Annotated in this window: 24 protein-coding genes; 16 read left to right on the top strand and 8 right to left on the bottom strand. The window is 63.3% G+C overall.

All coding sequences use genetic code 11. The features are described 5' to 3' along the window. Nucleotides 1-137 precede the first annotated feature (137 nt). The 3 genes from gmk to mltG all read right to left on the bottom strand — a co-directional run bounded on the left by gmk (nucleotide 138) and on the right by mltG (nucleotide 2,938). Nucleotides 138-794, bottom strand: coding sequence for a guanylate kinase (gene gmk / locus NP503_RS07165; RefSeq protein ID WP_013532512.1), 657 nt, complete (start codon nucleotides 792-794; stop codon nucleotides 138-140). 3 nt (nucleotides 795-797) lie between these two features. After that, complete coding sequence (locus tag NP503_RS07160) at nucleotides 798-1,688, bottom strand: YicC/YloC family endoribonuclease (RefSeq protein WP_127272657.1); 891 nt, start codon at nucleotides 1,686-1,688, stop codon at nucleotides 798-800. Nucleotides 1,689-1,843: 155 nt separating this feature from the next. Further along, a complete protein-coding gene (gene mltG, locus NP503_RS07155; protein ID WP_236383106.1) occupies nucleotides 1,844-2,938 on the bottom strand; it encodes an endolytic transglycosylase MltG in 1,095 nt (364 codons plus the stop codon). On the opposite strand from mltG, the gene NP503_RS07150 reads away from it, so the two are divergent. Beyond that, nucleotides 2,937-3,209 (top strand): hypothetical protein, encoded by a 273-nt coding sequence (locus NP503_RS07150; protein ID WP_236383108.1) that lies wholly within the window; start codon nucleotides 2,937-2,939, stop codon nucleotides 3,207-3,209. The two genes, mltG and NP503_RS07150, sit on opposite strands and share 2 nt — an antisense overlap. Here the strand turns inward: NP503_RS07150 and fabF are convergent. The 4 genes from fabF to fabD form a co-directional block, all read right to left on the bottom strand. After that, nucleotides 3,197-4,459: a beta-ketoacyl-ACP synthase II gene (gene fabF, locus NP503_RS07145; protein ID WP_127273339.1), complete on the bottom strand. Its 1,263-nt coding sequence runs from the start codon at nucleotides 4,457-4,459 to the stop codon at nucleotides 3,197-3,199. The genes NP503_RS07150 and fabF overlap by 13 nt on opposite strands. Before the next feature lie 34 nt (nucleotides 4,460-4,493). Then, entirely contained in the window at nucleotides 4,494-4,730 is a 237-nt protein-coding gene (locus tag NP503_RS07140) for an acyl carrier protein (RefSeq protein ID WP_006203723.1), read from the bottom strand. A 210-nt stretch (nucleotides 4,731-4,940) separates the two neighbouring features. Continuing rightward, entirely contained in the window at nucleotides 4,941-5,678 is a 738-nt protein-coding gene (fabG, locus tag NP503_RS07135; RefSeq protein ID WP_127271122.1) for a 3-oxoacyl-[acyl-carrier-protein] reductase, read from the bottom strand. 57 nt (nucleotides 5,679-5,735) lie between these two features. After that, entirely contained in the window at nucleotides 5,736-6,677 is a 942-nt protein-coding gene (gene fabD, locus NP503_RS07130; RefSeq protein WP_127272742.1) for an ACP S-malonyltransferase, read from the bottom strand. A gap of 251 nt (nucleotides 6,678-6,928) precedes the next feature. Here fabD and NP503_RS07125 point away from each other — a divergent pair, with 251 nt between their 5' ends. After that, the gene (locus NP503_RS07125) at nucleotides 6,929-8,887 is read left to right on the top strand and encodes an LTA synthase family protein (RefSeq protein ID WP_127276493.1); all 1,959 of its coding nucleotides are present in this window, start codon (nucleotides 6,929-6,931) and stop codon (nucleotides 8,885-8,887) included. A 41-nt stretch (nucleotides 8,888-8,928) separates the two neighbouring features. On the opposite strand, the gene NP503_RS07120 is transcribed toward NP503_RS07125, so the two are convergent. After that, nucleotides 8,929-10,587 carry a pilus assembly protein gene (locus NP503_RS07120; protein ID WP_127269336.1) on the bottom strand — a complete coding sequence of 553 codons (1,659 nt, stop codon included), beginning with the start codon at nucleotides 10,585-10,587 and terminating at the stop codon, nucleotides 8,929-8,931. Between the two features lie 453 nt (nucleotides 10,588-11,040). On the opposite strand from NP503_RS07120, the gene rpsF reads away from it, so the two are divergent. The 14 genes from rpsF to NP503_RS07050 all read left to right on the top strand — a co-directional run bounded on the left by rpsF (nucleotide 11,041) and on the right by NP503_RS07050 (nucleotide 24,316). Next, entirely contained in the window at nucleotides 11,041-11,541 is a 501-nt protein-coding gene (gene rpsF / locus NP503_RS07115) for a 30S ribosomal protein S6 (protein WP_013532520.1), read from the top strand. After that, nucleotides 11,541-11,789 (top strand): 30S ribosomal protein S18, encoded by a 249-nt coding sequence (rpsR, locus tag NP503_RS07110; RefSeq protein ID WP_006203718.1) that lies wholly within the window; start codon nucleotides 11,541-11,543, stop codon nucleotides 11,787-11,789. Before rpsF ends, rpsR begins: the two co-directional genes overlap by 1 nt. A 218-nt stretch (nucleotides 11,790-12,007) precedes the next feature. Next, nucleotides 12,008-12,592 carry a 50S ribosomal protein L9 gene (gene rplI / locus NP503_RS07105; RefSeq protein ID WP_023813757.1) on the top strand — a complete coding sequence of 195 codons (585 nt, stop codon included), beginning with the start codon at nucleotides 12,008-12,010 and terminating at the stop codon, nucleotides 12,590-12,592. A 299-nt stretch (nucleotides 12,593-12,891) separates the two neighbouring features. Beyond that, nucleotides 12,892-14,196: a cyclopropane-fatty-acyl-phospholipid synthase family protein gene (locus NP503_RS07100; protein ID WP_127272489.1), complete on the top strand. Its 1,305-nt coding sequence runs from the start codon at nucleotides 12,892-12,894 to the stop codon at nucleotides 14,194-14,196. A gap of 69 nt (nucleotides 14,197-14,265) precedes the next feature. Then, nucleotides 14,266-14,589 (top strand): YnfA family protein, encoded by a 324-nt coding sequence (locus NP503_RS07095; RefSeq protein WP_127272490.1) that lies wholly within the window; start codon nucleotides 14,266-14,268, stop codon nucleotides 14,587-14,589. A gap of 1 nt (nucleotide 14,590) precedes the next feature. Further along, nucleotides 14,591-15,562 (top strand): small ribosomal subunit Rsm22 family protein, encoded by a 972-nt coding sequence (locus NP503_RS07090; RefSeq protein ID WP_127272491.1) that lies wholly within the window; start codon nucleotides 14,591-14,593, stop codon nucleotides 15,560-15,562. A 141-nt stretch (nucleotides 15,563-15,703) separates the two neighbouring features. Beyond that, nucleotides 15,704-16,417: a DUF1428 domain-containing protein gene (locus NP503_RS07085; RefSeq protein ID WP_127267849.1), complete on the top strand. Its 714-nt coding sequence runs from the start codon at nucleotides 15,704-15,706 to the stop codon at nucleotides 16,415-16,417. Between the two features lie 46 nt (nucleotides 16,418-16,463). Beyond that, the gene (locus tag NP503_RS07080) at nucleotides 16,464-16,829 is read left to right on the top strand and encodes a YciI family protein (RefSeq protein ID WP_027037981.1); all 366 of its coding nucleotides are present in this window, start codon (nucleotides 16,464-16,466) and stop codon (nucleotides 16,827-16,829) included. Continuing rightward, nucleotides 16,826-18,055, top strand: a complete 1,230-nt coding sequence (locus tag NP503_RS07075; RefSeq protein ID WP_127267850.1) for an RNA polymerase sigma factor — start codon at nucleotides 16,826-16,828, stop codon at nucleotides 18,053-18,055. The genes NP503_RS07080 and NP503_RS07075 overlap by 4 nt, the downstream gene beginning before the upstream one ends. 227 nt (nucleotides 18,056-18,282) lie before the next feature. Next, the gene (locus tag NP503_RS07070) at nucleotides 18,283-19,773 is read left to right on the top strand and encodes a replicative DNA helicase (protein ID WP_127267851.1); all 1,491 of its coding nucleotides are present in this window, start codon (nucleotides 18,283-18,285) and stop codon (nucleotides 19,771-19,773) included. A 57-nt stretch (nucleotides 19,774-19,830) separates the two neighbouring features. Further along, complete coding sequence (radA, locus tag NP503_RS07065; protein ID WP_127267852.1) at nucleotides 19,831-21,234, top strand: DNA repair protein RadA; 1,404 nt, start codon at nucleotides 19,831-19,833, stop codon at nucleotides 21,232-21,234. Nucleotides 21,235-21,297: 63 nt separating this feature from the next. Then, nucleotides 21,298-21,957 carry a CvpA family protein gene (locus tag NP503_RS07060; protein WP_127267853.1) on the top strand — a complete coding sequence of 220 codons (660 nt, stop codon included), beginning with the start codon at nucleotides 21,298-21,300 and terminating at the stop codon, nucleotides 21,955-21,957. Nucleotides 21,958-22,061: 104 nt separating this feature from the next. After that, on the top strand, nucleotides 22,062-23,531 hold the full coding sequence (gene purF, locus NP503_RS07055) for an amidophosphoribosyltransferase (RefSeq protein WP_013532528.1): 1,470 nt from the start codon (nucleotides 22,062-22,064) through the stop codon (nucleotides 23,529-23,531). Nucleotides 23,532-23,575: 44 nt separating this feature from the next. Then, nucleotides 23,576-24,316 (top strand): SDR family NAD(P)-dependent oxidoreductase, encoded by a 741-nt coding sequence (locus NP503_RS07050; protein ID WP_013532529.1) that lies wholly within the window; start codon nucleotides 23,576-23,578, stop codon nucleotides 24,314-24,316. The last annotated feature ends 19 nt before the right edge of the window (nucleotides 24,317-24,335 follow it).

Genomic DNA, 24,335 nt, shown 5'->3' with positions numbered 1-24,335 from the left:
CTCTCTTCTCCCCGTTTACGGGGAGAAGATGCCGGCAGGCAGATGAGGGGGCAGCACGAACCTTGAAATGCCAGCACCGCCCCTCATCCGGCCCTTCGGGCCACCTTCTCCCCGTGAACGGTGCGAAGGAAGAGGTCTCAGCCCGTCTTCTCGTCCAACAGTCCAGAGACGAAATCGAACAGGCCTGGCCGGCGGTCGCGTCTTAGCCGCTCGGCGACGACGATGCCGCGCACTTCGGCGAAGGCGCGGTCAAGGTCATCATTGACGATGACGAAATCATATTCCTTCCAGTGCTCGATCTCGTTGCGGGCGTTTTTCAGCCGCGTCTCGATCACCGCCTCCTGGTCTTCAGCGCGACGTTTCAGCCGCGCCTTCAACTCCTTCATCGATGGCGGCAGGATGAAGATCGAGACAATGTCGGCGCGCATCTTCTCCTTGAGCTGCTGGGCGCCTTGCCAGTCGATGTCGAACAGCATGTCGCGCCCCTCGGACAGCGCCAGTTCGGCCGGTTCGCGCGGCGTCGCATAGCAATTGCCATGCACCTCGGCCCACTCCAGCAGCGCGTCGGAATCACGAAGCCGCTCGAATTCGCGCATCGTCCGAAAATGATAGTGGACGCCTTCGATCTCGCTTCCACGGCGCGGCCTGGTGGTGACCGAGACCGACAGTTCGAGGCTGGAATCGCTTTCCAGAAGATTGCGCGCGATCGTCGACTTGCCGGCGCCGGACGGCGACGACAGGACGAGCATCAGGCCCCGGCGGCGTATGCGGGACCCCAAATCCTTGGCAACCATCGGCTACTCCAGATTCTGGATCTGTTCACGAAACTGGTCGACCACCGCCTTCAGGTCCAGGCCGATCGCGGTGATGGCTGCGGCATTCGATTTGGAACACAGCGTATTCGATTCGCGGTTAAATTCCTGTGCCAGAAAATCGAGCTTGCGACCGACCGCGCCGCCGCCCACCAGCAGTGCCCGGCCGGATGCGACATGCGTTTTCAGCCGGTCGATCTCTTCGCGAATATCGGCCTTGGTGGCCAGGAACGCCGCCTCCATATGCAGTCGGGTGGCATCCAGATTGGCGGAAGCGTCCATCAGCAGCCTGACCTGCTCGGCGATGCGTTCGCGGATCACCGCGGTCTCGCGGGATGGATCCACTTCTGCCCGCAGCGTCAGCGCCTCGATCGTGTCGATATGACCCGACAACAGCAAAGCCAGCGCGGCTCCTTCGCCCTGCCGTGCCTGTTCGAGCCCGTTCAAGGCCACTTCGAGCGCGGCCATGACCGCGGCATCGAGCGCGGCCCTCGCCTCCTCGGTTTCGACGGTTTCAGGAATGTCGAGCACGCCGCGCAGCGAAAGCAATCCATCCGACGTCGCCGCAGCAACGCCGAATTGCTCCTGCAGCCGTTTGGCGAGCCCAGCAAGGTCCTTCAGGAAGGCTTCGTTGACGACCGGCTGCGCCTGCGCGCCAACGGCACGGCCGATGGTCAGCGTCGCCTGGAAATTGCCGCGTGCAAAACGTTTCTGAAGTATTTGCCGGACAGCAGGTTCCAACCGCTCGAAGCCTTGCGGCAGCCGCAGCCGTACCTCGACGCTCTTGCCGTTGACGGACTTGACCTCCCAGGCGATCGAGGTGCCTTCGTGCTCGGCGACGGCACGTGCAAAACCGGTCATGCTCTGCAAATTCATATCGCCCACACGTCCCTGGCACATCGCCCTGAACCGGCTTTCCGGACAGAGCGAGTGCGGCTTGAAAAAGATTGCGCCGCAGGCGCGTCGAAACCGGACGCGCGGCGCTCTTCCAAATGTCAGGGCGTTGCCTGCCGGGCAACGCCTTCCTTCATTTACTGGGCAGCGCCCGCGTCACCGCCGCTGTCGTCGGCACCGTCAGCCGGCCCACTGCCAGCGGGTTTGACGGCATTGCTGTCGCCGGTGCCAGTCGTCTTGGCGGCTTTGGCGGCATCATCGGCCTGCTTCTTCAGCAACGCGCGATAGCGGGCGACGTTCTCGTTGTGCTCGTCCAGCGTCGCGGCAAAAACGTGCCCGCCGGTGCCGTCGGCAACGAAATAGAGGTCGGCGGTCTTCGACGGATTGGCCACCGCCTCCAGCGCTGCACGACCCGGATTGGCGATCGGCGTCGGCGGCAAGCCATTGATCACATAGGTGTTGTAGGGCGTCTGTTTCTGGATGTCCGACTGGTAGATCGGCCGGTCCGCCGGCTTTCCCTTGCCGCCGAACAGCCCGTAGATGATGGTCGGATCGGATTGCAGGCGCATGCCCTTGGCAAGCCGGTTCAGGAAGACGGCGGCAACTCGCGAACGCTCGTCACCCTTGCCCGTCTCCTTCTCGACGATCGAGGCCAGCGTGACGAACTCCTCGACGTTGGCCAGCGGCAGGTCAGGCGCGCGCCGCTGCCAGACATCGTCGACCAGCTTCTTCTGATCCGCCAGCAGCTTATCGACCATCTGCTGGCGTGTCGCTCCGCGCGTGAAGCGCAGCGTGTCGGTGGCGAGGCTGCCCTCCGGCGGCGTGGTTGCCGGCATGTCGCCGCTCAAGGCATTCTCCTCGGCGATGCGCTGCAATGCCTGGTCGACCGTCAGTCCTTCAGGAATGGTCAGCGAATACATCACCGACTTGCCGCTCTTCAGAAGCTCCATGATATCGCGCATGGATGCCCTGGGCTTGATCTCGTACTCGCCGGCTTTCAGCGCGGAATCATTGCCGAAGGCCCGCACGCCAAGGCGGAATACCCGGGCGTCGCTGATCAACCCGCGGCGTTCGAGCTGGTCGGCGATATCCTGGACGCCGGTGCTCGGCTTGACCAGGAAGGTGTCGCCATTGGCCGAAGGTCCGGGTTCGGTGAATTCCTGCTTGCCGAAATAGACCGCGACGCCGGCCGCCAGAACCACCAGCATCACCGAGGAGATGACGAAGTTCATGAAAACGACGACCTGGCTGCGTGACGCACGCGAGCGCTTCGGCGGCGGCGTGCCAGCCTCCGGCCGCAACGCTTCGCTGGCCGTTTTCGGCACGATCGGGCCGGATGTCGGCGGCCGTTGCCCGAATTCTCCGTTGCCTGCCGGATTTGTGTTCATTTCGCCCTACCGTTTGATCGCCCAACGAATCCCCAGCGGCAGAGTAGGGGCGAATATGGCAAAATTGACGGCACGCCGAAGCGCCGCCCGGCAGCCGGACGATCAGCCATTGTAGCGCTGGAAGACCAGCGACGCGTTGGTCCCGCCAAAGCCGAAGGAATTGGACAGCGCCACGTCGATCTGGCGGGCACGCGGCTTGTTCGGCACCAGGTCGATCGCGGTTTCGCGTTCCGGGTTGTCGAGGTTGATGGTCGGCGGCGCGACATTGTCCCTGATGGCAAGGATCGAGAAGATCGCTTCGGCGGCACCCGCCGCCCCAAGCAGATGGCCGATCGACGACTTGGTCGACGACATCGAAATCTTCGATGCGGCATTGCCGACAAGCCGCTCGACCGCGCCGAGCTCGATCGTGTCGGCCATGGTCGAGGTGCCGTGCGCGTTGATGTAGTCGACATCGGCCGGCGTCAACTTGGCCCGGTTCAGTGCCGCCGTCATGCAACGGAAGGCGCCATCGCCATCCTCGGCGGGCGCGGTGATGTGATGCGCGTCGCCGGTGAGACCATAACCCGTCACCTCGGCATAGATCTTGGCGCCGCGCGCCCTGGCATGTTCGAGCTCCTCGAGCACGACAACGCCGGCGCCCTCGCCCATGACGAAGCCGTCGCGGTCGCGATCATAGGGTCGCGACGCCGTTTGCGGCGAATCATTGCGTTCCGTCGACAGTGCCCGGCATGCGGCAAAGCCGGCGATCGACAGCCGCGTCACCGGCGCTTCGGCGCCACCGGCGACCATCACGTCGGCATCGCCCCACATGATCAACCGGGCAGCATCGCCAATGGCGTGCGCGCCGGTCGAACAGGCCGTGACGACGGCATGGTTCGGGCCTTTCAGTCCGTGCCGGATCGAAACCTGCCCGGAGACGAGATTGATGATCTGGCCCGGGATGAAGAAAGGGCTGATGCGGCGCGGGCCGCGCTCCTTGAGGATCATCGCGTTCTCGGCGATGCCCTCGATGCCGCCGATGCCGGAGCCGATCAGGACGCCGGTGGCACACCGCTCTTCATGCGTCTTGGGTTCCCAGCCGGAATCCTTCAGCGCCTCGTCGGCGGCGGCAATCCCGTAAAGGATGAAGTCGCCGATCTTGCGCAGTTCCTTGGGCTCGAGCACGGCCTCGGGATTGAAGGTGGCATTGCTGCCGTCACCACGCGGAATGACGTGGGCGATCTTGCAGGCAAGATCCTCCACCTCGAACTCAGTGATGCGCTTGGCAGCGCTGCGGCCGGTCAGAAGTTCCTTCCAGCTGTGCTCGAAGCCCATGCCGAACGGCGACAGCAACCCAAGGCCCGTGACGACGACACGCCTCATCGCAGGTCCTCCCCGGTGATGACTGCGGAAAGCGTCAGGCCGAAGCCTTGTCGATGTACTTCACGGCATCGCCAACGGTCAGGATGGTCTCAGCCGCATCGTCGGGAATCTCGACGCCGAATTCTTCTTCGAACGCCATGACGAGTTCGACCGTGTCGAGGCTGTCGGCGCCCAGATCATCGATGAAGCTCGCCTGCTCCGTCACTTTGTCGGCATCGACGCCAAGGTGCTCGATGACGATCTTCTTGACGCGCTCTGCGGTGTCACTCATTTGGGCATCCTCGTCTTTTGTTTGTCTGTCTTCGTTAGCGGGCAGAATGCCGCTAATCAAGCTGAAAGATGGTCCTGCCGGAAACGCAACGACTACGGACCGGTTTTTGCCCGAACCGCCGGGTTGCGGGCCGCATTACACGAAAAATAGCTGAGGTCCAAGCCGAAATGGTCTCTTTTCACAACCCGCCGGCGTTGCTGCCGAACCTCGTCAAATCATAGCCATGCCGCCATTTACGTGGATGGTCTGGCCAGTGACGTAGGCGGCTTCGTTGGAGGCGAGATAAGCGACGGCGGACGCGACTTCAACGCTGGTGCCCATGCGCCGCGTCGGGATCGCCGCCATGATCGCCTCTTTCTGCTTGTCGTTGAGCTTGTCGGTCATCGCCGATTCGATGAAGCCCGGGGCGACGCAGTTGACGGTGATGTTGCGGGTGGCGATCTCCTGTGCCAGCGATTTGGAGAAGCCGATCATGCCGGCCTTTGAGGCGCAGTAATTGGTCTGGCCGGGATTGCCGGTGATGCCGACCACCGAGGTGATGTTGATGATGCGGCCATGGCGGCGGCGCATCATCGGGTGGGTGAGTTCGCGGGTCAGCCTGAACACGGCGGTCAGGTTGACCTCGAGCACGCTGTCCCAGTCGGCATCCGACATGCGCACGAACAGGCCGTCCTTGGTGATGCCGGCGTTGTTGACCAGGATGTCGACGCCTTCGAGATCGGCTTCGGCTTTCTGGCCGAGCGCCTTGACCTCCTCACGGTTGGACAAATTGGCCGGGAACAGCTTGACCCGGTCGCCAAGCTCGCTAGCCAGCGCTTCCAGTTTCTCGACGCGGGTGCCATGCAGGCCGACGATCGCGCCCTGCGCATGCAACATCCTGGCGATCGCCTCGCCGATGCCGCCGGATGCGCCGGTGACGAGCGCCTTGCGGCCAGTCAATTCGAACATTTTTGTCTCCTGATTGAGAAGAGAACACCCTTTACAGGGATGGGATCAAATGACGCTTTATGCAAGCGCCGCCATGGCCGCCTCGACGTCAGCCGCGGTGCCGACCGACGCGGTGGCGACATCGCGGTTGATGCGCCGCGCCAATCCTGAAAGCACCTTGCCGGCGCCGATCTCGTAAAGCGTGGTGACGCCGTTTGCGCCGAACCATTCCACCGTCTCGCGCCAACGCACGCGGCCGGTTATCTGTTCGACCAGGCGGCGGGCGATCTCGTCTGGATCGCTGGTCGGGCTGACCGTAACATTGGAGAGGACGGGAACCACCGGCGCGTTCTTTGCCACGCCGGCCAGGGCTTCGCGCATGACGTTCGCGGCCGGCGCCATCAGCGCGGAATGGAAGGGCGCGGACACCTGCAGCATCAGCGCGCGTTTGGCGCCTTTCTCGGTGCACAGTTTCGCGGCCAGTTCGACCGCGGCCTTGGCGCCGGAGATGACCAGTTGGCCACCGCCATTGTCGTTGGCGATCTGGCAGACAGAGCCTTTGGCGGCTTCCGCGCAAGCGGCTTCGACATCGGCATGTTCCAATCCGATGATCGCCGCCATGGCGCCCTCGCCGGCCGGCACCGCCGCCTGCATGGCATTGCCGCGTATGCGCAGCAACCGGGCGGCATCGGCAACCGAAACGAAGCCGGCAGCGGCCAACGCCGAATATTCGCCCAGCGAATGACCGGCGACATAGGCGATCTTGCCTTTCAGCGAGAAGCCGCGCGATTCCAGCGCCCGGATCGCGGCCAGCGACACCGCCATCAGCGCCGGCTGCGCGTTGGCGGTCAGCGTCAACGTCTCTTCCGGCCCTTCCCAGATCAGCTCCGACAGATTTTCGCCGAGCGCATCGTCGACTTCCTGGAAGACCCTGCGCGCTTCGGGGAAGGCGTCGGCGAGATCCTTGCCCATGCCGACCGCCTGGCTGCCTTGTCCGGGAAAGGTGAATGCAACGGCCATGCGAGGGCTCCCAAGGGCTGGTTTTGCTTGCCTGAAGACGGTTTTTCTTGCCTGTGACGCATGGCGGGGCGCCAAGTCAAGCCCGGTTCGACCCTGCCCGAGGGCAGCCTCGTCCGCCGAGTGCCTGTTGCGAAAGGGTTTTTGGCGATCACTCCTGATGAAAACCGCTCACGATTCGTTTGCTGGCTCTTCTTATTTCCGTTACAGGCGCTAGCTTTGCGTGACAATTCCATGACAATCGAGTGACGCGCTTGTCGCTGGGTGGGGAAGTTAAAGTGGCAAAGAGTTACAAACGCACCGGCAAGGCCGCGCCACAGTTCCTGGAAGACGACCCCTCCACCGGCTATCTGCCGGGCAGGAGATGGCCGGTCGTGCGCTATGGGCTGATCAGCCTGGCGATTGCCGCTATCCTGGTGTTTGCCATCGAACTGATCGTGCGCGGCGACTTTGCCGGAACCATCTCCTTCTTCCTGCAGCCGTTCAAGCCGGGCTGGACCACCATCGTCGTGTTTGCGCTGCTCCTGATCGGCTTCGATGCGGTGCTCGGCCGCAGCCACCAGAGCCTGATGATCGTCGCGCCGCTGACCTTGTCGCTTGCTTTCGTCGGTCACCAGAAGTCGCACTATCTCGGCGATCCGCTCTATCCGACCGATTTCCTCTATGCCCGCCAGATCTTCGCGCTGCTGCCGCTTTTGGTACGCGAACGGCCGATGACCGCGCTTGCCATGGTCGTCGGCATCGTCGCCGGCCTGTCGCTGCTCGTCTACGGCTGGCGGCTATGGCGCCGCAAGGTTCCCGCACTCAGCCGCAAGGGGCGCCTTGCGCGGCTGACGCTGGCAGTGCCGCTGCTCGCCTTCTTCGTTTCGATCATGGACTACGCCACCTTCTCCTGGACCAGGGATCGGCTGCAGATCATCCCGATCATGTGGGACCAGAAGGAAAACTATGCCTCCAACGGCTTTGCGCTGGCCTTTGCCCTCAACGTGCCGATGGCGCATGTCTCGGCGCCGCCGGGCTATTCCGACAAGGCGATCGCAGCGATAGCCAGGCCTGATGTGACCGCCTCGGTGCCGGCCGAGAAGCCGGACATCATCATCGTCATGAGCGAATCCTTCTGGGATCCGACCAAGTTGCCTGGCGTCACCATCACGCCAGATCCAATCCCCAATGTGCGGGCGCTGCGCTCGGGCTCGATGTTCTCGCCGGAGTTCGGCGGCATGACCGCCAATATCGAGTTCGAGGCGCTGACCGGCTTCTCCAACGCGTTCCTGCCGGCAGGCAGCATCCCCTATCAGCAATATGTGCGCACGCCGACGCCTTCGCTCGCGACCTTCCTGAAGAGCCAGGGTTACCGGGCGCGCGCCATCCATCCCGGCACCAACTGGTTCTGGAACCGTGGCGCGGTCTATGCCGATTTCGGCTTCAACGATTTCATGTCGGAAGAGACGCTGCCGCCAATGCAAAAGCGCGGGCCACTGGCATCGGATGCGGCGATGACCGACGAGATCATCAGCGAGGCCGACGCCAGCGACGAGCCGGTGTTCTTCTTTGCGGTCAGCCTGCAAAACCACGGTCCCTACGAGCCGAACCGCTATTACAATCCCACGCATAGGGTGCAGGCGCCGATCAGCCAGTGGGCGCGCGAATCGCTACTCAGCTACGCCGAGGGCTCAGCCGATGCCGATCGCGGCCTCGAACGCCTCGTCGAATGGGCCAAGAAACGCTCCCGCCCCACCGTAATCGCCTTCTTCGGCGACCATCTGCCGCCGCTGGGGCCGGTCTATGTCGAAACCGGCTTCCTCAAGGACAATGTCGCGCCGCGCAAGGAAGCGTCGCCCGAGGCTGCTCTCGAGCATCACGAGACGCCGCTGGTCATCTGGTCGAACCGCACCGGGCCGGCTGAGCAGATGGGTGCCGTCAGCCCAGCCTTCCTGCCCTATCATATCCTGAAAACGGCCGGAATCAGCCATCCCTACTACACCGGCTTCCTGGGCGAGATGAGCGAACGCTACCGTGTCGTCGACCGCAATCTTCTGCTGACGCCGGCTGGCGAAGCCACGCCCGATTGGGCGCGGCAGAAGGAGATCGATCCGGCGATCCGCGATTTCCGCCTGCTGCAGTACGATATGATGTTCGGCAAGCGTCAGGCAGCGCCTGACTTCTTCCCCGAAACGGTCGACAAGGACAAGGTTGTCGCCCATACGAGTTGAGCCCAACGATCCCTCAGGCTCGTCTGTGTCGGATCGCGCGTTCAGTTCGTCAATTGCAGCTTCGAGAACTTGTTGGCGATCTGCTGGAAAACGTCCGGCAATTTGGTCGGATCGTTGACTGCATAATAGCCGCTCGGATCAGAAGCGCAGGCGCTGTAAAGCGCGCGGTTGGCTGCGGTGTCGGATTGCAGCACCATGGTGTAGATTTGCACGCCCTCGTTCTTCAATTGCGTGCAGACGTTTTTGGTCCAGCCGTCGACATTGCGCGCAGCGGTCGTCTGGTTATCTGATCCGAAACGGCCGCCGGCCAGATAACCATATGATGTGTAGTCAGATTTCGTCGGCTGTTGGCTGGCGCCATAGACGACGTTCTCGCCGTCGGTGAGCAACAGCACGATCTTGCTGATGCCGGGCGTCTTCCACGGCGCCCCATCGGTGTAGGGCGCGGCGGGCGACAGCACCCGCATACCCCATGACAGGCCCTCGGAGACGTTGGTGCCCGAACCGTTCCACTCGGTCATCTGACTGGCAGCCTTGCGCAGCTTGTCGAAATCGTCGGTCAGGGGGACCACCGGGGTCGGACACGCACGGTTCGGACCGATAGTGATGGGAGAGCCGATCTCGGTTATGAGTTCCTTGGCGGGCGCAACATATTTGGCAATCTTTTCCCTGGCAGCCCTGTCATCGGGCGACAGAAGTTCGATGAGATTGCCGAGCAGGTTGCTGAGATCGATGCCCAGGATGTTGATGCCCGACTGGGCAAGCCTGGTTTTGTCGCTGACATCGTTGAGATAGGAGTTGTTGTAGTATTTATCCGAATTGCCATAGGAGCCAGACGGCTTTTGGGCGTCTTCGGGATCATCCGGCGCAAAGTACGGCACGAACAGCGTGTCGGGCTTGGCCGTGTCGGGTGGCGTGTCGGAGATATTGTAAGCGCCTGGCCGCGCCTCGACACAACCCTTCCATCCGGTGCCATTCCATCCGGCATCGGTCCATCCGGTCTTCTTGAGCTGTTTGAAAAGCGCCATGTGGTTCGGCCGCTTGCCGTCGATGACGGGAAAATTGACGCCGTTGGTTGAGGACTTGCCGTCCATGTCGATCCAGGACGGGTCGAAGCCGTCGCCATTGACGTTGACGGCGGTTACGAAAGGAACCAGCGAGGCGCGGATCTTGCGCGTCGGCGATTTCGCCGCTTCGAGCGTGTCGAGCAACGATTTTGTCGCCGTCCTCAGTGCCGTCATGCGCGCGCCGGCCATCGAGCCGGTGTTGTCCAGTACCAGCACGACTTCGAGCTGGTTGTTCGATTCGACCGCCGAGGCATCGACCACGATGTGCTTGCTGTCGCCGAACAGGAAGGCGAAGTTGAGATTGACGTCCGCCGAGGCAATCGCCTTTGTCTTGACGAAGTTGACGCCCTTATCGACAGTCAGCGTCGCCTGCGCATTGCCGAGTTCGCCATGACCGACGATGTTGGCCTGGAAATAGCGGTTGAAAGCGTCATTGCGGGTGATGTCGAGATCGCCAAGGTGCGAAGAAGCAAGATTTGCCGAATCAAGAGCGTTCTGCAGATTGCTCTTGGCTCGCATAAGGGTCGAGATATCGGTTGCGAAAGCGACTGCCGTCAGGATGACCGGCAAACCCAGTCCCAGCACAAGCGTGAAATTGCCGCTCTTCGAGCGCCAGAATTTGTTGAAAAGCATCCTTACCCCCGGAAATGCTTGCCGCTTTTGCGCGGTTGTCCGGGCTTTTGCGCCTTCGATGATGAATCGACCGTTGATGGCCAGGCTTCAACTCCACACAACCTGCTGGTGTGGTTAAGACGTGGTTGCCGGAAACCACAACTCCGACCGTTGCTGCTCCCCGATCATCGGCTATGACACACGGGAATGCCGCTTGCGCTTGCTTTGCGGCCGGATTGCTGTATAGACGCCCGCAATCTGCCGGTCCTTGCTGGGGGCTGAACGGAGGGCCGGAGGTTTTTCAGAACCTTCGTGTGAAGCCGGAAGTGCTTCCGCCTCCCGTGTCTCCGCTCTCGACCGTCTCGTCATGCTCCTTTCTTCCCCCTGCCCCTTCGAGGGTTTGCGGGTCAGAGAAGTTGCAGAGGCTTTTGCCGCCGGGAACCGGGAGAGAAACGAAGAAAGGCATAGGACATAATGGCTCTTTACGAACATGTGTTTCTTGCCCGGCAGGACCTCTCGCAGCAGCAGGTCGATGCGCTTGTCGAACAGTACAAGGGTGTCATCTCCGCTAATGGCGGGTCCGTCGGCCGGGTCGAGAACTGGGGACTGAAGTCCCTCACCTACCGGGTCAACAAGAACCGGAAGGCTTACTACACGCTGATGGACCTGAATTGCCCGGCGGCCGCGCTCAACGAGATGGAGCGCCAGATGGGCCTGTCCGAGGACGTGCTGCGTTTCCTGACCATCAAGGTCGAGGCGCATGAGGAAGGCCCGTCGGCCATGATGCAGAAGCGCGAAGAGCGCTCGGAACGCGGCGGCTTCGGCGACCGTGACCGTGGCGATCGTGGTCCGCGTTCGTTCGGCGATCGTGATCGCGGCGACCGTGGCGATCGTCCGCCGCGCTCGTTCGGCGACGCCGGTGCCGATCGTGGTCCGCGCCGTCCGCGCGAAGGCTTTGAAGGGGGTGCAGAATAATGGTCGACATCAATCAGATCCCGACCCGGCGCCCGTTCCATCGCCGCCGCAAGACCTGCCCGTTCTCCGGCGCCAACGCGCCCAAGATCGACTACAAGGACGTGCGTCTGCTGCAGCGCTACATTTCTGAGCGCGGCAAGATCGTGCCGTCGCGCATCACCGCCGTCAGCCAGAAGAAGCAGCGCGAACTCGCCAAGGCGATCAAGCGCGCCCGCTTCCTCGGCCTGCTGCCCTACGTGGTTCGCTAATATCTCAAATGCGGGCGGTTCGCCGCCCGCTCTTTCCCACGGCGACGGGCGCCGCAGGGCCGAACATCAAATCCCGGGTTGAGGTCAAAACCTCTAACTGCCGCAACAGGCAGGACAGCGACACCAGCGCCAAAGGCGCTCAAGCTTCCTGACCTGTTCCCAAGACATTCGGCGTCGATCTCATCGATCGATTGGCGCCCAACCGAAGGAACAAAACCATGGACGTCATTCTTCTCGAACGCGTTTCCCGTCTCGGCCAGATGGGCGATACCGTCAAGGTCAAGGACGGCTTCGCCCGTAACTTCCTGCTGCCGCAGGGTAAGGCGCTGCGCGCCAACGAAGCCAACAAGAAGAAGTTCGAAGGCCAGCGCGCCCAGCTCGAAGCCCGTAACCTCGAGCGCAAGTCGGAAGCAGCCCAGGTCGCCGAAAAGCTCGACGGCAAGAGCTTCATCGCCGTTCGCTCCGCCGGCGAAACCGGACAGCTTTACGGTTCCGTTTCGACCCGCGACATCGCCGATCTGCTGACGGCGGAAGGTTTCTCGATCAACCGCAACCAGATCCTGCTCAACCAGCCGATCAAGACCATCGGTGTCACCAATGTGGCGATCGCGCTGCATCCGGAAGTCGAGGTCACCGTCACGCTCAACATCGCCCGCACGGCCGACGAAGCCGAGCGCCAGGCCAAGGGCGAGACTCTGACCACCGCCGAAGCCATCTATGGCGACGACATCAACGACAACGCCCGGCCGGAGAACTTCTTCGATCCGAACACCGAGTTTGAAGGCGGCGAAGACAACGCCTGATCATCCATAGCAAAGAGGTTGAAGCTGCGCTCCGATCTCGATTGAAGCGTGCTTCGATCACTTTGCCGTCATCCAGCCATGCTGGACCAATGCCCGGGCCTCTCGCCCGGGCATTTTTGTGCCAAATGGAACTTTTCGAACCCCTATATATTGTTGCAGACTATGGCGTCGCGCGTCCTTTGGCCGCGCAAAGCACGCTGTGCAACTTTGGTTCGGCGCAAGATCTTCGGGGAAATCGACACTGATTTTCGCGGTCACGCGCCAAGGCAGCCTGTCTGGCCGAGAGGGGACATTTGGTCATGAATATTCTGTTGAAGCGCGTTCTCGACCGCCTGGTGCGTACCGGCAATCTCAAGGTGACTGGTCCCAAGGGCTCGGCTGTGGTTTTCGGCGACGGCAGCGGCGAACCGGTGCACATGCACATCAAGACCGCGCATGCCGAGCGCGCCATCACCTTCGATCCGATGTTGGCGGTGCCTGAAGCCTACATGGACGGCGAACTCGACATTCTCGAAGGCGGCGTGCTGGGCGTGATGCGCATCGCCTTCCAGAACATGGGCAGCGGCGGCATCGACGCCACCTGGTCGAAGGCCATCGAAGGCTTGCGCCACGCCTTCCGCCGGCTGCAGCAGATCAACACCGCCTCGCGCTCGCGGCGCAACGTGCAGCGACACTACGATTTGTCGGGCGACCTCTACCGGCTCTTCCTCGACGAGGACATGCAATATTCCTGCGCCTATTTCGAGCAGCCGGACATGACGCTCGACGAAGCGCAGGCCGCCAAGAAACGCCACATCGCCGCCAAGCTCCGGCTGAAGGCCGGCCAGACCGTGCTCGACATCGGCTCCGGCTGGGGCGGGCTTGGCCTCTACCTCGCCAAGGCGTTCGACGTCGACGTGCAGGGCGTGACTCTGTCGACCGAGCAGCATGGCGTAGCCACCGACCGGGCGCACGCGCAAGGGCTGGAAAGCCGTGTGCATTTCGAGCTGAAGGACTACCGCGAACTCAACGAGCGTTTCGACCGCATCGTCTCGGTCGGCATGTTCGAGCATGTCGGCGTCAACCACTACCGCACCTTCTTCGACAAGAGCGCGACGCTGCTCAAGCCCGATGGCGTGATGCTGTTGCACACGATCGGCCGTTCCGGCGTGCCGTGGGCGACCAGCGCCTTCATCCGCAAATACATCTTCCCGGGCGGCTACATCCCGTCGCTCTCGGAAGTCATGCCGGCGATCGAAAAGTCGGGCCTGGTCGTCACCGACGTCGAGATCCTGCGGCTCCACTATGCCGATACGCTGAAGCACTGGGGCGTGCGCTTCGCCGCCAATCGCGACAAGGCCAAGGCGATCTATGACGAGCGTTTCTGCCGCATGTGGGAATTCTACCTGGCGGCCTCGGAAGCCGCCTTCCGCTGGCAGGACCTGGTGATCTTCCAGATCCAGATCGCCAAGAAGAACGACACGCTGCCGATGACACGCGACTACATGGCCAAATGCGAAAAAGCGCTTGAGATGCGCGACATGGGGCATCGTGAAACGGCTCCCGTCAAAAAGAGCCCGGCCGCCAAGCCGGCTCGCCGCCGCAAGGTTGCCGACCAGGAATAGCATTGCCGCTTGCCATTGCCGGCGCCTGCACTGAAAAAGGTCCCGTGACTGTCGCGGGACCTTTTTTTCATGACCTACGTCCTCTATGCCGCCGCCGCTCTGGCCGAGATCGCCGGCTGCTTTTCGTTCTGGGCCTGGTGGCGGCTCGAAAAGTCGCCGCTTTGGCTTCTTCCCGGCCTCGCCTCGCTTGCCCTGTTCGGCTTCCTGCTGGCGCTGGTGGACATGTCAGCCGCCGGCCGCGCCTACGCCGCCTATGGCGGCATCTACATCGCGGCGTCGCTTGGCTGGCTGTGGCTGGTGGAGGGCGTTCGCCCCGACCGCTGGGATCTTGCCGGTGCCGCGCTCTGCATTGCCGGCGCTTCGGTGATCCTTCTCGTCCCGCGGGGCGCGTGAGATGGAGTTGCCGGCCTCCCTTCGCCAAGGTGTCGAGCGCCTGCTCGAAAACGTTCCTCTTGCGGTACTCAAGCAAGCGGCAAAAACGCTGTCCGACCGTTATCGTGCCGAGTTGCGTGACGGCCGTTTGCACATGGCCGAGGACCTGGCAGTGAAAGCCTATCTGGCGACGCGGCTGCCGGCGACCTATGCCGCGATCCGCGCCAGCCTCGACGCGCTGAGCGACGCAAAGCCCGGCTTTCAACCCAGGAGCCTGCTCGATGTCGGCGCCGGCCCTGGCACGGTGCTTTGGGCCACGACCGACCAGTGGCCCGATCTCGAACAGGCAGTGTTGTTCGAAGCCAGTGCCGCGGTGCGCAAGGTCGGCGAGACGCTTGCCGGCGACACAATTGCCGCCCAGACCAGATGGCTGGCCGGTGATGCCACCATCGACCTTGCCGACATCGAGCCGGCCGATCTGGTCACGTGCGCCTATGTGCTCGACGAAATCGCTCCCGCATCACTGCCGAAGCTCATCGACCGCCTCTGGCAACTCACCGCCGACACGCTGCTTGTGGTCGAGCCGGGCACCCCCGCCGGCTGGCAGCGCATCCTTGCCGTGCGCCGGCAGTTGATCGAGGCGGGCGCGCATGTGCTTGCGCCTTGCCCGCATCAGGCGCCCTGCCCGCTCACCGCGCCCGACTGGTGCCACTTTTCCCGCCGCGTCGCCCGCTCGCGCCTGCACCGGCTGGCCAAGGACGCCGACGTGCCGTGGGAAGATGAGAAATTCATCTATGTCGCGGCTTCTCGCGACGGACTCACATCGCACCAGGCGCGGGTTCTTGCGCCGCCGAAATCCGGTTCCGGCAAGGTTCTGCTCAAACTTTGCCGGGACGACGGCACCGCCGCCGAGCGCTTGTTCACCAAGCGCGACGGCGCCGACTTCAAGCTGGCCCGGCGGCTGGACTGGGGCGACAGGCTGGCTTCCGAATAGACAGCAGCAGCGTTTGCGACCGCCTCGAAGAAAAATTTCGAAGCGATGTCGAATCCAGGCCGTGCCGTTCGACCATTGGCGTTCTCGGACCTTTCGAGACGCCAAGAGTGTCAAACGGCATCAGCCAATAGGAGAAACGCAATGAGCTATATCGCAGGATTTGTCGCCGCGGTGCCCGCCGCCAACAAGGAAGCTTACCGCAGGCATGTCGCCGAGGTGGCATCGGTGCTGAAGGAGTTCGGCACCACCCGCATGGTCGAAGGATGGGGCGACGACGTGCCCGGCGGCAAGATCACCGACTTCAAGGGAGCCGTGAAGGCAAAGCCGGATGAAGTCATCACCTTTTCATGGCACGAATACGCGGACAAGGCGGCGGCGGACGCGGCCTATCAGACGATGATGAGCGACCCGCGCATGGCGGAGATCGGCGCTTCCATGCCCTTTGACGGCAAGCGCATGATCATCGGTGGCTTCACGCCCTTCATCGACCTGAACACGACCGGCAAGACGGGCTATATCGATGGCTCGCTGGTGCCGGTGCCGGCCGCCAACAAGCAGGCCTACCTTGCCGTAGCGACGAAGCAGGCCGCGGTGATCAAGGAACACGGCGCAACCCGCGTTGTCGAAGCGTGGGGCGACGATGTTCCCGACGGCGAGGTCACCGACTACCGTGGCGCCGTGAAAGCAACGGGCGACGAGGTCGTCGTCTATGCCTGGGTCGAATGGCCGTCGAAGCAGGTGCGCGATGACGCCTGGAAAAAGGTGATTGCCGATCCGCGCATGTATGCCGACACCATGCCCTACGACAACCAGCGCCGGGTCCATGGCGGCTTTGCGCCGATCCTCGACGCCTGATCCCAAGAACCCTAGTTTTCGACAATCCTGGAAAAGGAAACCCACCATGCGTTACGCCTGTCTCATCTATTACCACCCCAAAACATTGTTCGGCGGCAGCCCGGAGGCCAATGCCGTGCTGGCCGAGTGCTCCGGATATGACGAGGTGCTCAAAGCCAGCGGCCACTTCGTAACCGCCGAGGCCCTGGTGCTGCCCGAGGAGGCAATGACCGTGCAGGTCCGCGACGGCAAGATGTCGACCGTCGACGGCCCGTTCATGGAGACCAAGGAGATCCTGGGCGGCATCATCGTCATCGAGGCCCGCGATCTCAACGAGGCGGTGCGAGTGGCGAGCGGCCATCCACTGGCAACGATCGGCTTTGTCGAAGTTCGCCCGGTCGTCGACTTCAGCCAGCCGCCGCCGGTCCTGTGAGCACCACCAGCCCCCGCGATGCCCTGGAGGCGGCCTACCGCACCGAGGCGCGGCGCGTGCTGGCGACCTTGATCCGCCTGCTCGGCGGTTTCGACGCGGCGGAGGAGGCCTTGCATGAGGCCTTCACTGCTGCCGCCGAGCAATGGCCGCGCCAGGGTGTGCCGGCCAACCCCTATTCCTGGCTGGTCTCGGCCGGCCGCTTCAGGACCATCGACCGCTGGCGCCGGGAAGCACGGCTGGCCGGGGCTCTGCCCGAACTCACGGCGCTGGCCGAGCCGACACGGGAGCCGGCCATGCCGGAAGACATCCAGGACGATGAATTGCGGCTCATCTTCGTCTGCTGCCATCCGGCGCTGGCGCCGGATGCACGCATCGCCCTGACCCTGCGCGAAGTGGGTGGTTTGACCACCGAAGAGATCGCCCGCGCCTATCTGACGCCGACACCGACCATTGCGCAACGCATCGTGCGGGCCAAGGCGAAGATCCGGGACGAGGCGATCCCCTACGAGGTGCCCGACCGCGCCGACCTGCCGGTGCGTCTCGAGAGCGCGCTGCAGGTGATCTACCTGATCTTCAACGAGGGTTACGCGGCCACCGAGGGGCCGAACCTGACGCGGGCCGACCTGTGCGCCGAGGCGATCCGGCTCGGCCGGCTGATGGTCGAACTGCTCGACCAGCCGGAGGCGCAAGGGCTGCTTGCCCTGATGCTGCTGCACGAGGCGCGGCGCGCGACGCGGGTCAATGCCAGCGGCGACCTTGTCCTGCTGGAGGATCAGGACCGCACGCTGTGGGACCGTTCGCCGATCGCCGAGGCCGACGGCCTGATCGGTCGGGCGATCGCCTCGCGCCGCATCGGACCGTATATCCTGCAGGCGGCCATTGCTTCCGTCCACGCCGAGGCGGCAGGCACGGCGGAGACCGACTGGGTACAGATCGTCGCGCTTTACGATGTGCTCGGCCGCGTCGACCCCTCACCGGTCGTGGCACTCAACCGCGCCGCGGCCATAGGCATGCGCGACGGCCCGCAGGCCGGACTGGCGGAAATCGAGGCGGTCATGGCACAAGGCGGGCTGGACGGCTACCATCTGGCGCACGCGGCGCGAGCAGACATGCAGCGCAGGCTTGGCTTAACCGAAGCGGCAAGGACCTCCTACCGGCGGGCGATCGAGTTGACCCGGCAACCGGCGGAACGCCGGTTCATCGAGGGGCGACTCGGTCAGCTTTGAACGGAGTGGCGGCACAGGAACCCAGCGCTTGTTTTCTCGTTTTGTTCTCCCTATAGATGCGCTACAATCGTTCTTTCGATTCGAGTCAATTGTGATTCTTTCCACCGAAAAAACTCGGCTGTGAATCGCGGGTATCAAAGCTGATTGGACAGGCACTGGTGCAGATAAGTCAGCATGGACTTGTCACGTTCTGATATCGAAAGGCCGGGATCGAAATCGGGGATATCATGGCAGAAGCAGCGCGAAAATTCGGCGTGGCGGAAACACCGCTTTATCGTGAAGCGCCCAACAACATCGAGGCCGAGCAAGCGCTGCTCGGCGCCATCCTCGTCAACAACGACGCCTTCTATCGCGTCTCGGACTTCCTCAAGGCCAGCCATTTCTACGAGCCGCTGCACCGCAAGATCTTCGAGGTGGCGTCCGAGTTTATCCGTATGGGCAAGGTCGCGACGCCGATCACGCTGAAAACCTTCCTGCCCGCCGACGAGAAGGTCGGCGACATGACGATGGCGCAATATGTCGTGCGGCTGGCGGTCGAGGCTGTGACCGTCGTCAACGCCACCGACTATGGCCGCGCCATCTACGATCTTGCGACGCGCCGCGCGCTGATCACGGTCGGCGAGGACATGGTCAACATCGCCTATGACGCGCCGGTCGACATGGCGCCCGGCGAACAGATCGAGGATGCTGAGCGGCGGCTGTTCGAGCTGGCCGAAAACGGCCGCTACGATGGCGGTTTCGAAAGCTTTTCCGATGCGTTGAAGAATGCCGTCGACATGGCCAGCGCGGCCTATATGCGCGATGGCCACCTGTCCGGCATTGCCACCGGCCTGCGCGATCTCGACCACCGCATGGGCGGCCTGCAGCCTTCGGATTTGATCATCATCGCCGGCCGCCCAGGCATGGGCAAGACGTCGCTGGCCACCAACATCGCCTACAACATCGCTGCCGCCTATGAGCCTGCCCAGCAGGCCGACGGTTCGGTCAAGGCGGCCAATGGCGGCGTCGTCGGTTTCTTCTCGCTCGAAATGTCGTCGGAGCAGCTGGCCACCCGCATCATCTCCGAGCAGACCGAGATCCCATCGTCGAAAATCCGGCGCGGCGATCTGACGGAGGCCGATTTCGGCAAGCTCGTTGCCTACACGCAGGAGAACCATAAACGGCCGCTCTATATCGACCAGACGGGCGGTATTTCCATTGCCCAGCTTGCGGCGCGCGCCCGCCGCCTCAAGCGTCAGCGCGGGCTTGACCTGATGGTCATCGACTATATCCAGCTGATGCAGGGTTCGTCCGCCAAGGCGTCGCAGAACCGCGTCCAGGAAATCACCGAGATCACCACCGGACTGAAGGCACTCGGCAAGGAGTTGGGCGTGCCGATCATCGCCCTCTCACAGCTTTCGCGTCAGGTTGAAAGCCGCGACGACAAGCATCCCCAGCTGTCCGATCTGCGCGAATCGGGTTCGATCGAGCAGGACGCCGACGTGGTGCTGTTCGTGTACCGCGAGGAATACTACATCAAGAACAAGGAGCCGGAGAAAGGCACGCCCGAGCATCTCGCCTGGGAGGCGAAGATGATCGAAGTCCAGGGCAAGGCCGAAGTGATCATCGCCAAGCAGCGCCACGGACCGACCGGCACCGTCAGCCTTGCCTTCCAGGGCGAGTTCACCCGCTTCTCCGACCTCGCCGAGGAGCATCATCTGCCGGAAAGGTTCGAGTAGCTTTTTGACCTACCCCAGCCAACCTCGCCCAGACCATTTTCAAGCAGCATCCCGCTGATGGCCAAATCCCGGGTCCAATTCATCTGCCAGAGCTGCGGATCGGTGCATCAGCGCTGGGCCGGCAAATGCGATGCCTGCGGCGAGTGGAACACGCTGGTCGAGGAAGGCACGTCCGGCGGCATCGGCTCAGGACCGGCCAACACGCGCAATGCCCGCAAGGGCCGCGCGGTGGTGCTGACCACGCTGTCCGGCGACATCGAGGATGCGCCACGCATCATTTCGGGCATCGGCGAACTCGATCGCGCCACCGGCGGTGGTTTCGTGCGCGGCTCGGCGCTGCTGGTCGGCGGCGATCCTGGTATCGGCAAGTCGACGCTGCTCACCCAGGCGGCCGCGGCGCTAGCATCAAAAGGCCACCGCATCGTCTATGTCTCGGGCGAAGAGGCGGTCGCGCAGATCAGGCTGCGGGCGCAGCGGCTTGGCGTCGCCTCTTCTCCGGTGGAACTTGCCGCCGAGACCAATGTCGAGGACATCCTGGCGACGATCGCCGACGGCAAGCGGCCTGATCTCGTCATCCTGGATTCGATCCAGACGCTGTGGACCGACCTTGCCGATTCGGCACCGGGCACCGTCACACAGGTGCGCGCCGCCGCCCAGGCGATGATCCGCTATGCGAAATCCACGGGTGCTGCGATCGTGCTGGTCGGCCATGTCACGAAGGAAGGCCAGATCGCGGGGCCGCGTGTCGTCGAGCATATGGTCGACGCCGTGCTCTACTTCGAGGGCGAAGGCGGCCATCACTATCGCATCCTGCGTACGGTGAAGAACCGTTTTGGACCGACCGACGAGATCGGCGTCTTCGAAATGTCGGACAAGGGCCTGCGCGAGGTTGCCAATCCGTCCGAGCTTTTCCTTGGCGAGCGCCATGCAAAATCGCCCGGGGCCGCGGTTTTCGCCGGCATGGAGGGGACAAGGCCGGTGCTGGTCGAGATCCAGGCACTGGTCGCACCCTCCTCGCTCGGCACGCCGCGCCGCGCCGTCGTCGGCTGGGACGGCGCCCGGCTGTCTATGATCCTGGCAGTTCTCGAAGCCCATTGCGGGGTGCGCTTCGGCAGCCACGATGTCTATCTCAACGTCGCCGGAGGCTACCGGATTTCGGAGCCCGCGGCCGATCTGGCAGTGGCGGCCGCCCTGGTTTCCTCGCTCACCGGTCTTGCCCTTCCCGCCGATTGCGTCTATTTCGGCGAAATCAGCCTTTCGGGCGCCGTGAGGCCGGTTGCGCATGCGCAACAGCGCCTCAAGGAAGCCGAAAAGCTGGGTTTTGGAAGCGCGGTTCTGCCTTCGGGCAGCGGGGAACTGGCCGGGGGGATCGGGTCCGGTTCTTTCCAGCCGACCGAGCTTGCCGACCTCGTGGCACGCATAGCCGGCTCACGCCGAAGCCGCGTGGACGAAGAAGATTAGAGCATCGGACTCAGAGCCCGATGTTCCGCGCTATAATGCGGCTCATGGAGTGGGGCGAAAGACATGCCGATTACGCTGCTTGACGGAATTCTCGTCGGCTTCACTCTGGTCTCGGCGATGCTCGCCATGGTTCGCGGCTTTTCGCGCGAAGTCCTGTCCGTCGTCTCCTGGGCAGCGGCGGCAGCGGCGGCGTTCTTCTTCTACAAGCCGGTTGTGCCTTACCTCGCGCCCTACATCGAGAATGAAAAGATCGCCATGGCGGCCGCCGCCGGCGTCGTCTTCATCGTCGCGCTGATCGTCGTATCGGTCATCACCATGAAGCTCGCCGACTGGATCATCGATTCGCGGATCGGCGCGCTCGACCGTACGCTCGGTTTCCTCTACGGCGCCGCGCGCGGCATCCTGGTCGTCGCCGTCGCACTGCTGTTCTTCAACTGGCTGGCTGGCGCCAAGGCACCGGCCTGGGTCACGGAGGCCAAGTCGCGGCCGCTGCTGGAGCAGATCGGCGCCAAGCTCGAAAGCCTGCTGCCCGAGGATCCGGAAAACGCGATTCTCAAGAAGCTCAATCCGAATCAGCCGGCCGCCGAGACGCCAGCTGCTCCGGACGCACCGGCCGCGGATGCTCCGGCGGGCGGCGACGATGCCAACACGCCAGCGCCTGACGACAATGACGCAACACCTCCGGCCAACAACGCTCCGGCACCGGCGGCGCCGGCAAACTGACGCCGAAAACGGCGTCAGGATCCGACGATGGTGTGAACGACCGCACGGCCCGCGTTGCTTTCGGCGCGAACCCGCATTATATGGCGATTTTAGCGGAGCTTAAGATGGCAGACGCAGACGACGTGCTTTCCGCCGAGGCCGACGACCATTTCCACGACGAATGCGGTGTGTTCGGCATTTTCGGCCGGCAGGACGCCGCGGCCATCGTCACACTGGGCCTGCATGCGCTGCAGCATCGCGGCCAGGAAGCGGCAGGCATCGTTTCCTATGACGGCAGCCAGTTCCATGTCGAACGCCATGTCGGCCTGATCGGCGACACCTTCACCAAGCAGCGCGTCATCGACAGCCTGCAAGGCAACCGCGCCATCGGCCATACGCGCTACGCCACGACTGGCGGCGCCGGCATGCGCAACATCCAGCCCTTTTTCGCCGAATTGGCCGATGGCGGCTTCGCCGTCGCCCACAACGGCAATCTGACCAACGCCATGACCGTGCAGCGCGCGCTGCAGAAGCAAGGCGCGATCTTCTCCTCCACCTCCGACACCGAGACGCTTTTGCATCTCGTCGCCACCAGCAAGGAGCGCGATTTGAACTCGCGCTTCATCGATGCGGTGCGACAGGTCGAGGGTGCGTTTTCGCTGGTGGCGATGACGGCCAAGAAGATGATCGGCTGCCGCGATCCGCTCGGCATCCGGCCGCTGGTGCTCGGCGATCTCGACGGCGCCTGGATCCTGGCCTCCGAAACGTGCGCGCTCGACATCATCGGCGCGCGTTTCGTTCGCGACCTGAAGCCCGGCGAGATGGTCGTCGTCACGTCCAAGGGCATCGAGAGCCTGTTCCCCTTCGAGCCGCAGAAGACCCGCTTCTGCATCTTCGAATATGTCTATTTCGCGCGGCCGGATTCCTCGGTGGAAGGCCGCAACGTCTATGAGGTGCGCAAGCGCATCGGCGCCGAGCTGGCGGTTGAAAGCCCGGTCGAGGCGGACATCGTCGTGCCGGTGCCGGATTCGGGCACGCCGGCGGCGATCGGCTTCAGCCAGGCCGCAGGCATTCCCTTCGAACTCGGCATCATCCGCAATCATTATGTCGGCCGCACCTTCATTCAGCCGGGCGATTCGATCCGCCACATGGGCGTCAAACTGAAGCACAATGCCAACCGCCGCATGATCGAGGGCAAGCGCGTGGTGCTGGTCGACGACAGTATCGTGCGCGGCACCACCAGCCAGAAGATCGTGCAGATGGTGCGCGACGCCGGCGCCAAGGAGGTGCATATGCGCATCGCCTCACCGCCGACACGCGCCTCCTGTTTCTACGGTGTCGACACGCCGGAGAAATCGAAGCTCCTGGCATCGCGCATGTCGATCGAGGAGATGGCCGAGTTCATTCGCGTCGATTCGCTCGGCTTCCTCACCATTGACGGGCTCTACCGCGCGGTCGGCGAGGCCAGCCGCGACAACGACCAGCCGCAATTCTGCGATGCCTGCTTCACCGGCCAGTATCCGACCCGCCTGCTCGACTTCGAAGGCCACGACAATGTGCGCACGCTGTCGCTGCTGGCGACGAGCGGGACGTAGGCGGGACCGTCATCAGCGTTAGTCAAATTCCCGGAATCCATCGCATGACCCTTGACCTTTCCGGCCGCGTTGCGGTCGTCACCGGCGCCTCGCGCGGGATCGGCTATTTCATTGCCAAGGAATTGGCTGCAGCCGGCGCGCATGTCATTGCGGTGGCGCGCACTGTCGGAGGACTGGAAGAGCTCGACGATCAGATCAAGGCGGCCGGCGGCCAGGCGACACTGGTGCCGCTCGACCTCGCCGACATGGCCGGTATCGACCGCCTGGGCGGCGCCATCCACGAACGCTGGGGCAAGCTCGACATTCTCGTCGCCAATGCCGGCGTGCTCGGCGTCATCTCGCCGATCGGTCATGTCGAAGCAAAAACCTTCGAGAAGGTGATGACCATCAACGTCACCTCGACCTGGCGGCTGATCCGCTCCGTCGACCCCCTGCTGCGGCTCTCCGACGCTGGACGAGCGATCATCCTGTCTTCCAACGCAGCGCACTCGGCGCGTGCCTTCTGGGCACCCTACGCGGCGTCCAAGGCCGCGGTGGAGACGATGATGCGCTCCTGGGCGCATGAGACGCAGAGCCTGCCGCTCCGGGTCAATGCCGCCGACCCCGGCGCCACCCGCACCGCCATGCGTGCCCAAGCAGTGCCGGGCGAAGATCCCGAGACGTTGCCGCATCCCTCCGAGATCGCCAAACGCATCGTGCCGCTGGCCAGCCCGGACCTGAAAGAGACCGGATTGATCTTTCAGGCCAAGCACAATCGGTTCGTCGCCTATCGCCAGCCGGAATAAAACTAGAGCCTTTTTTGCC

Source organism: Mesorhizobium sp. SEMIA396 (assembly GCF_024518615.1).
In the GTDB taxonomy this organism is placed as follows: Bacteria; Pseudomonadota; Alphaproteobacteria; order Rhizobiales; family Rhizobiaceae; genus Mesorhizobium.
This window is presented reverse-complemented; position numbering and strand designations above follow the sequence as displayed.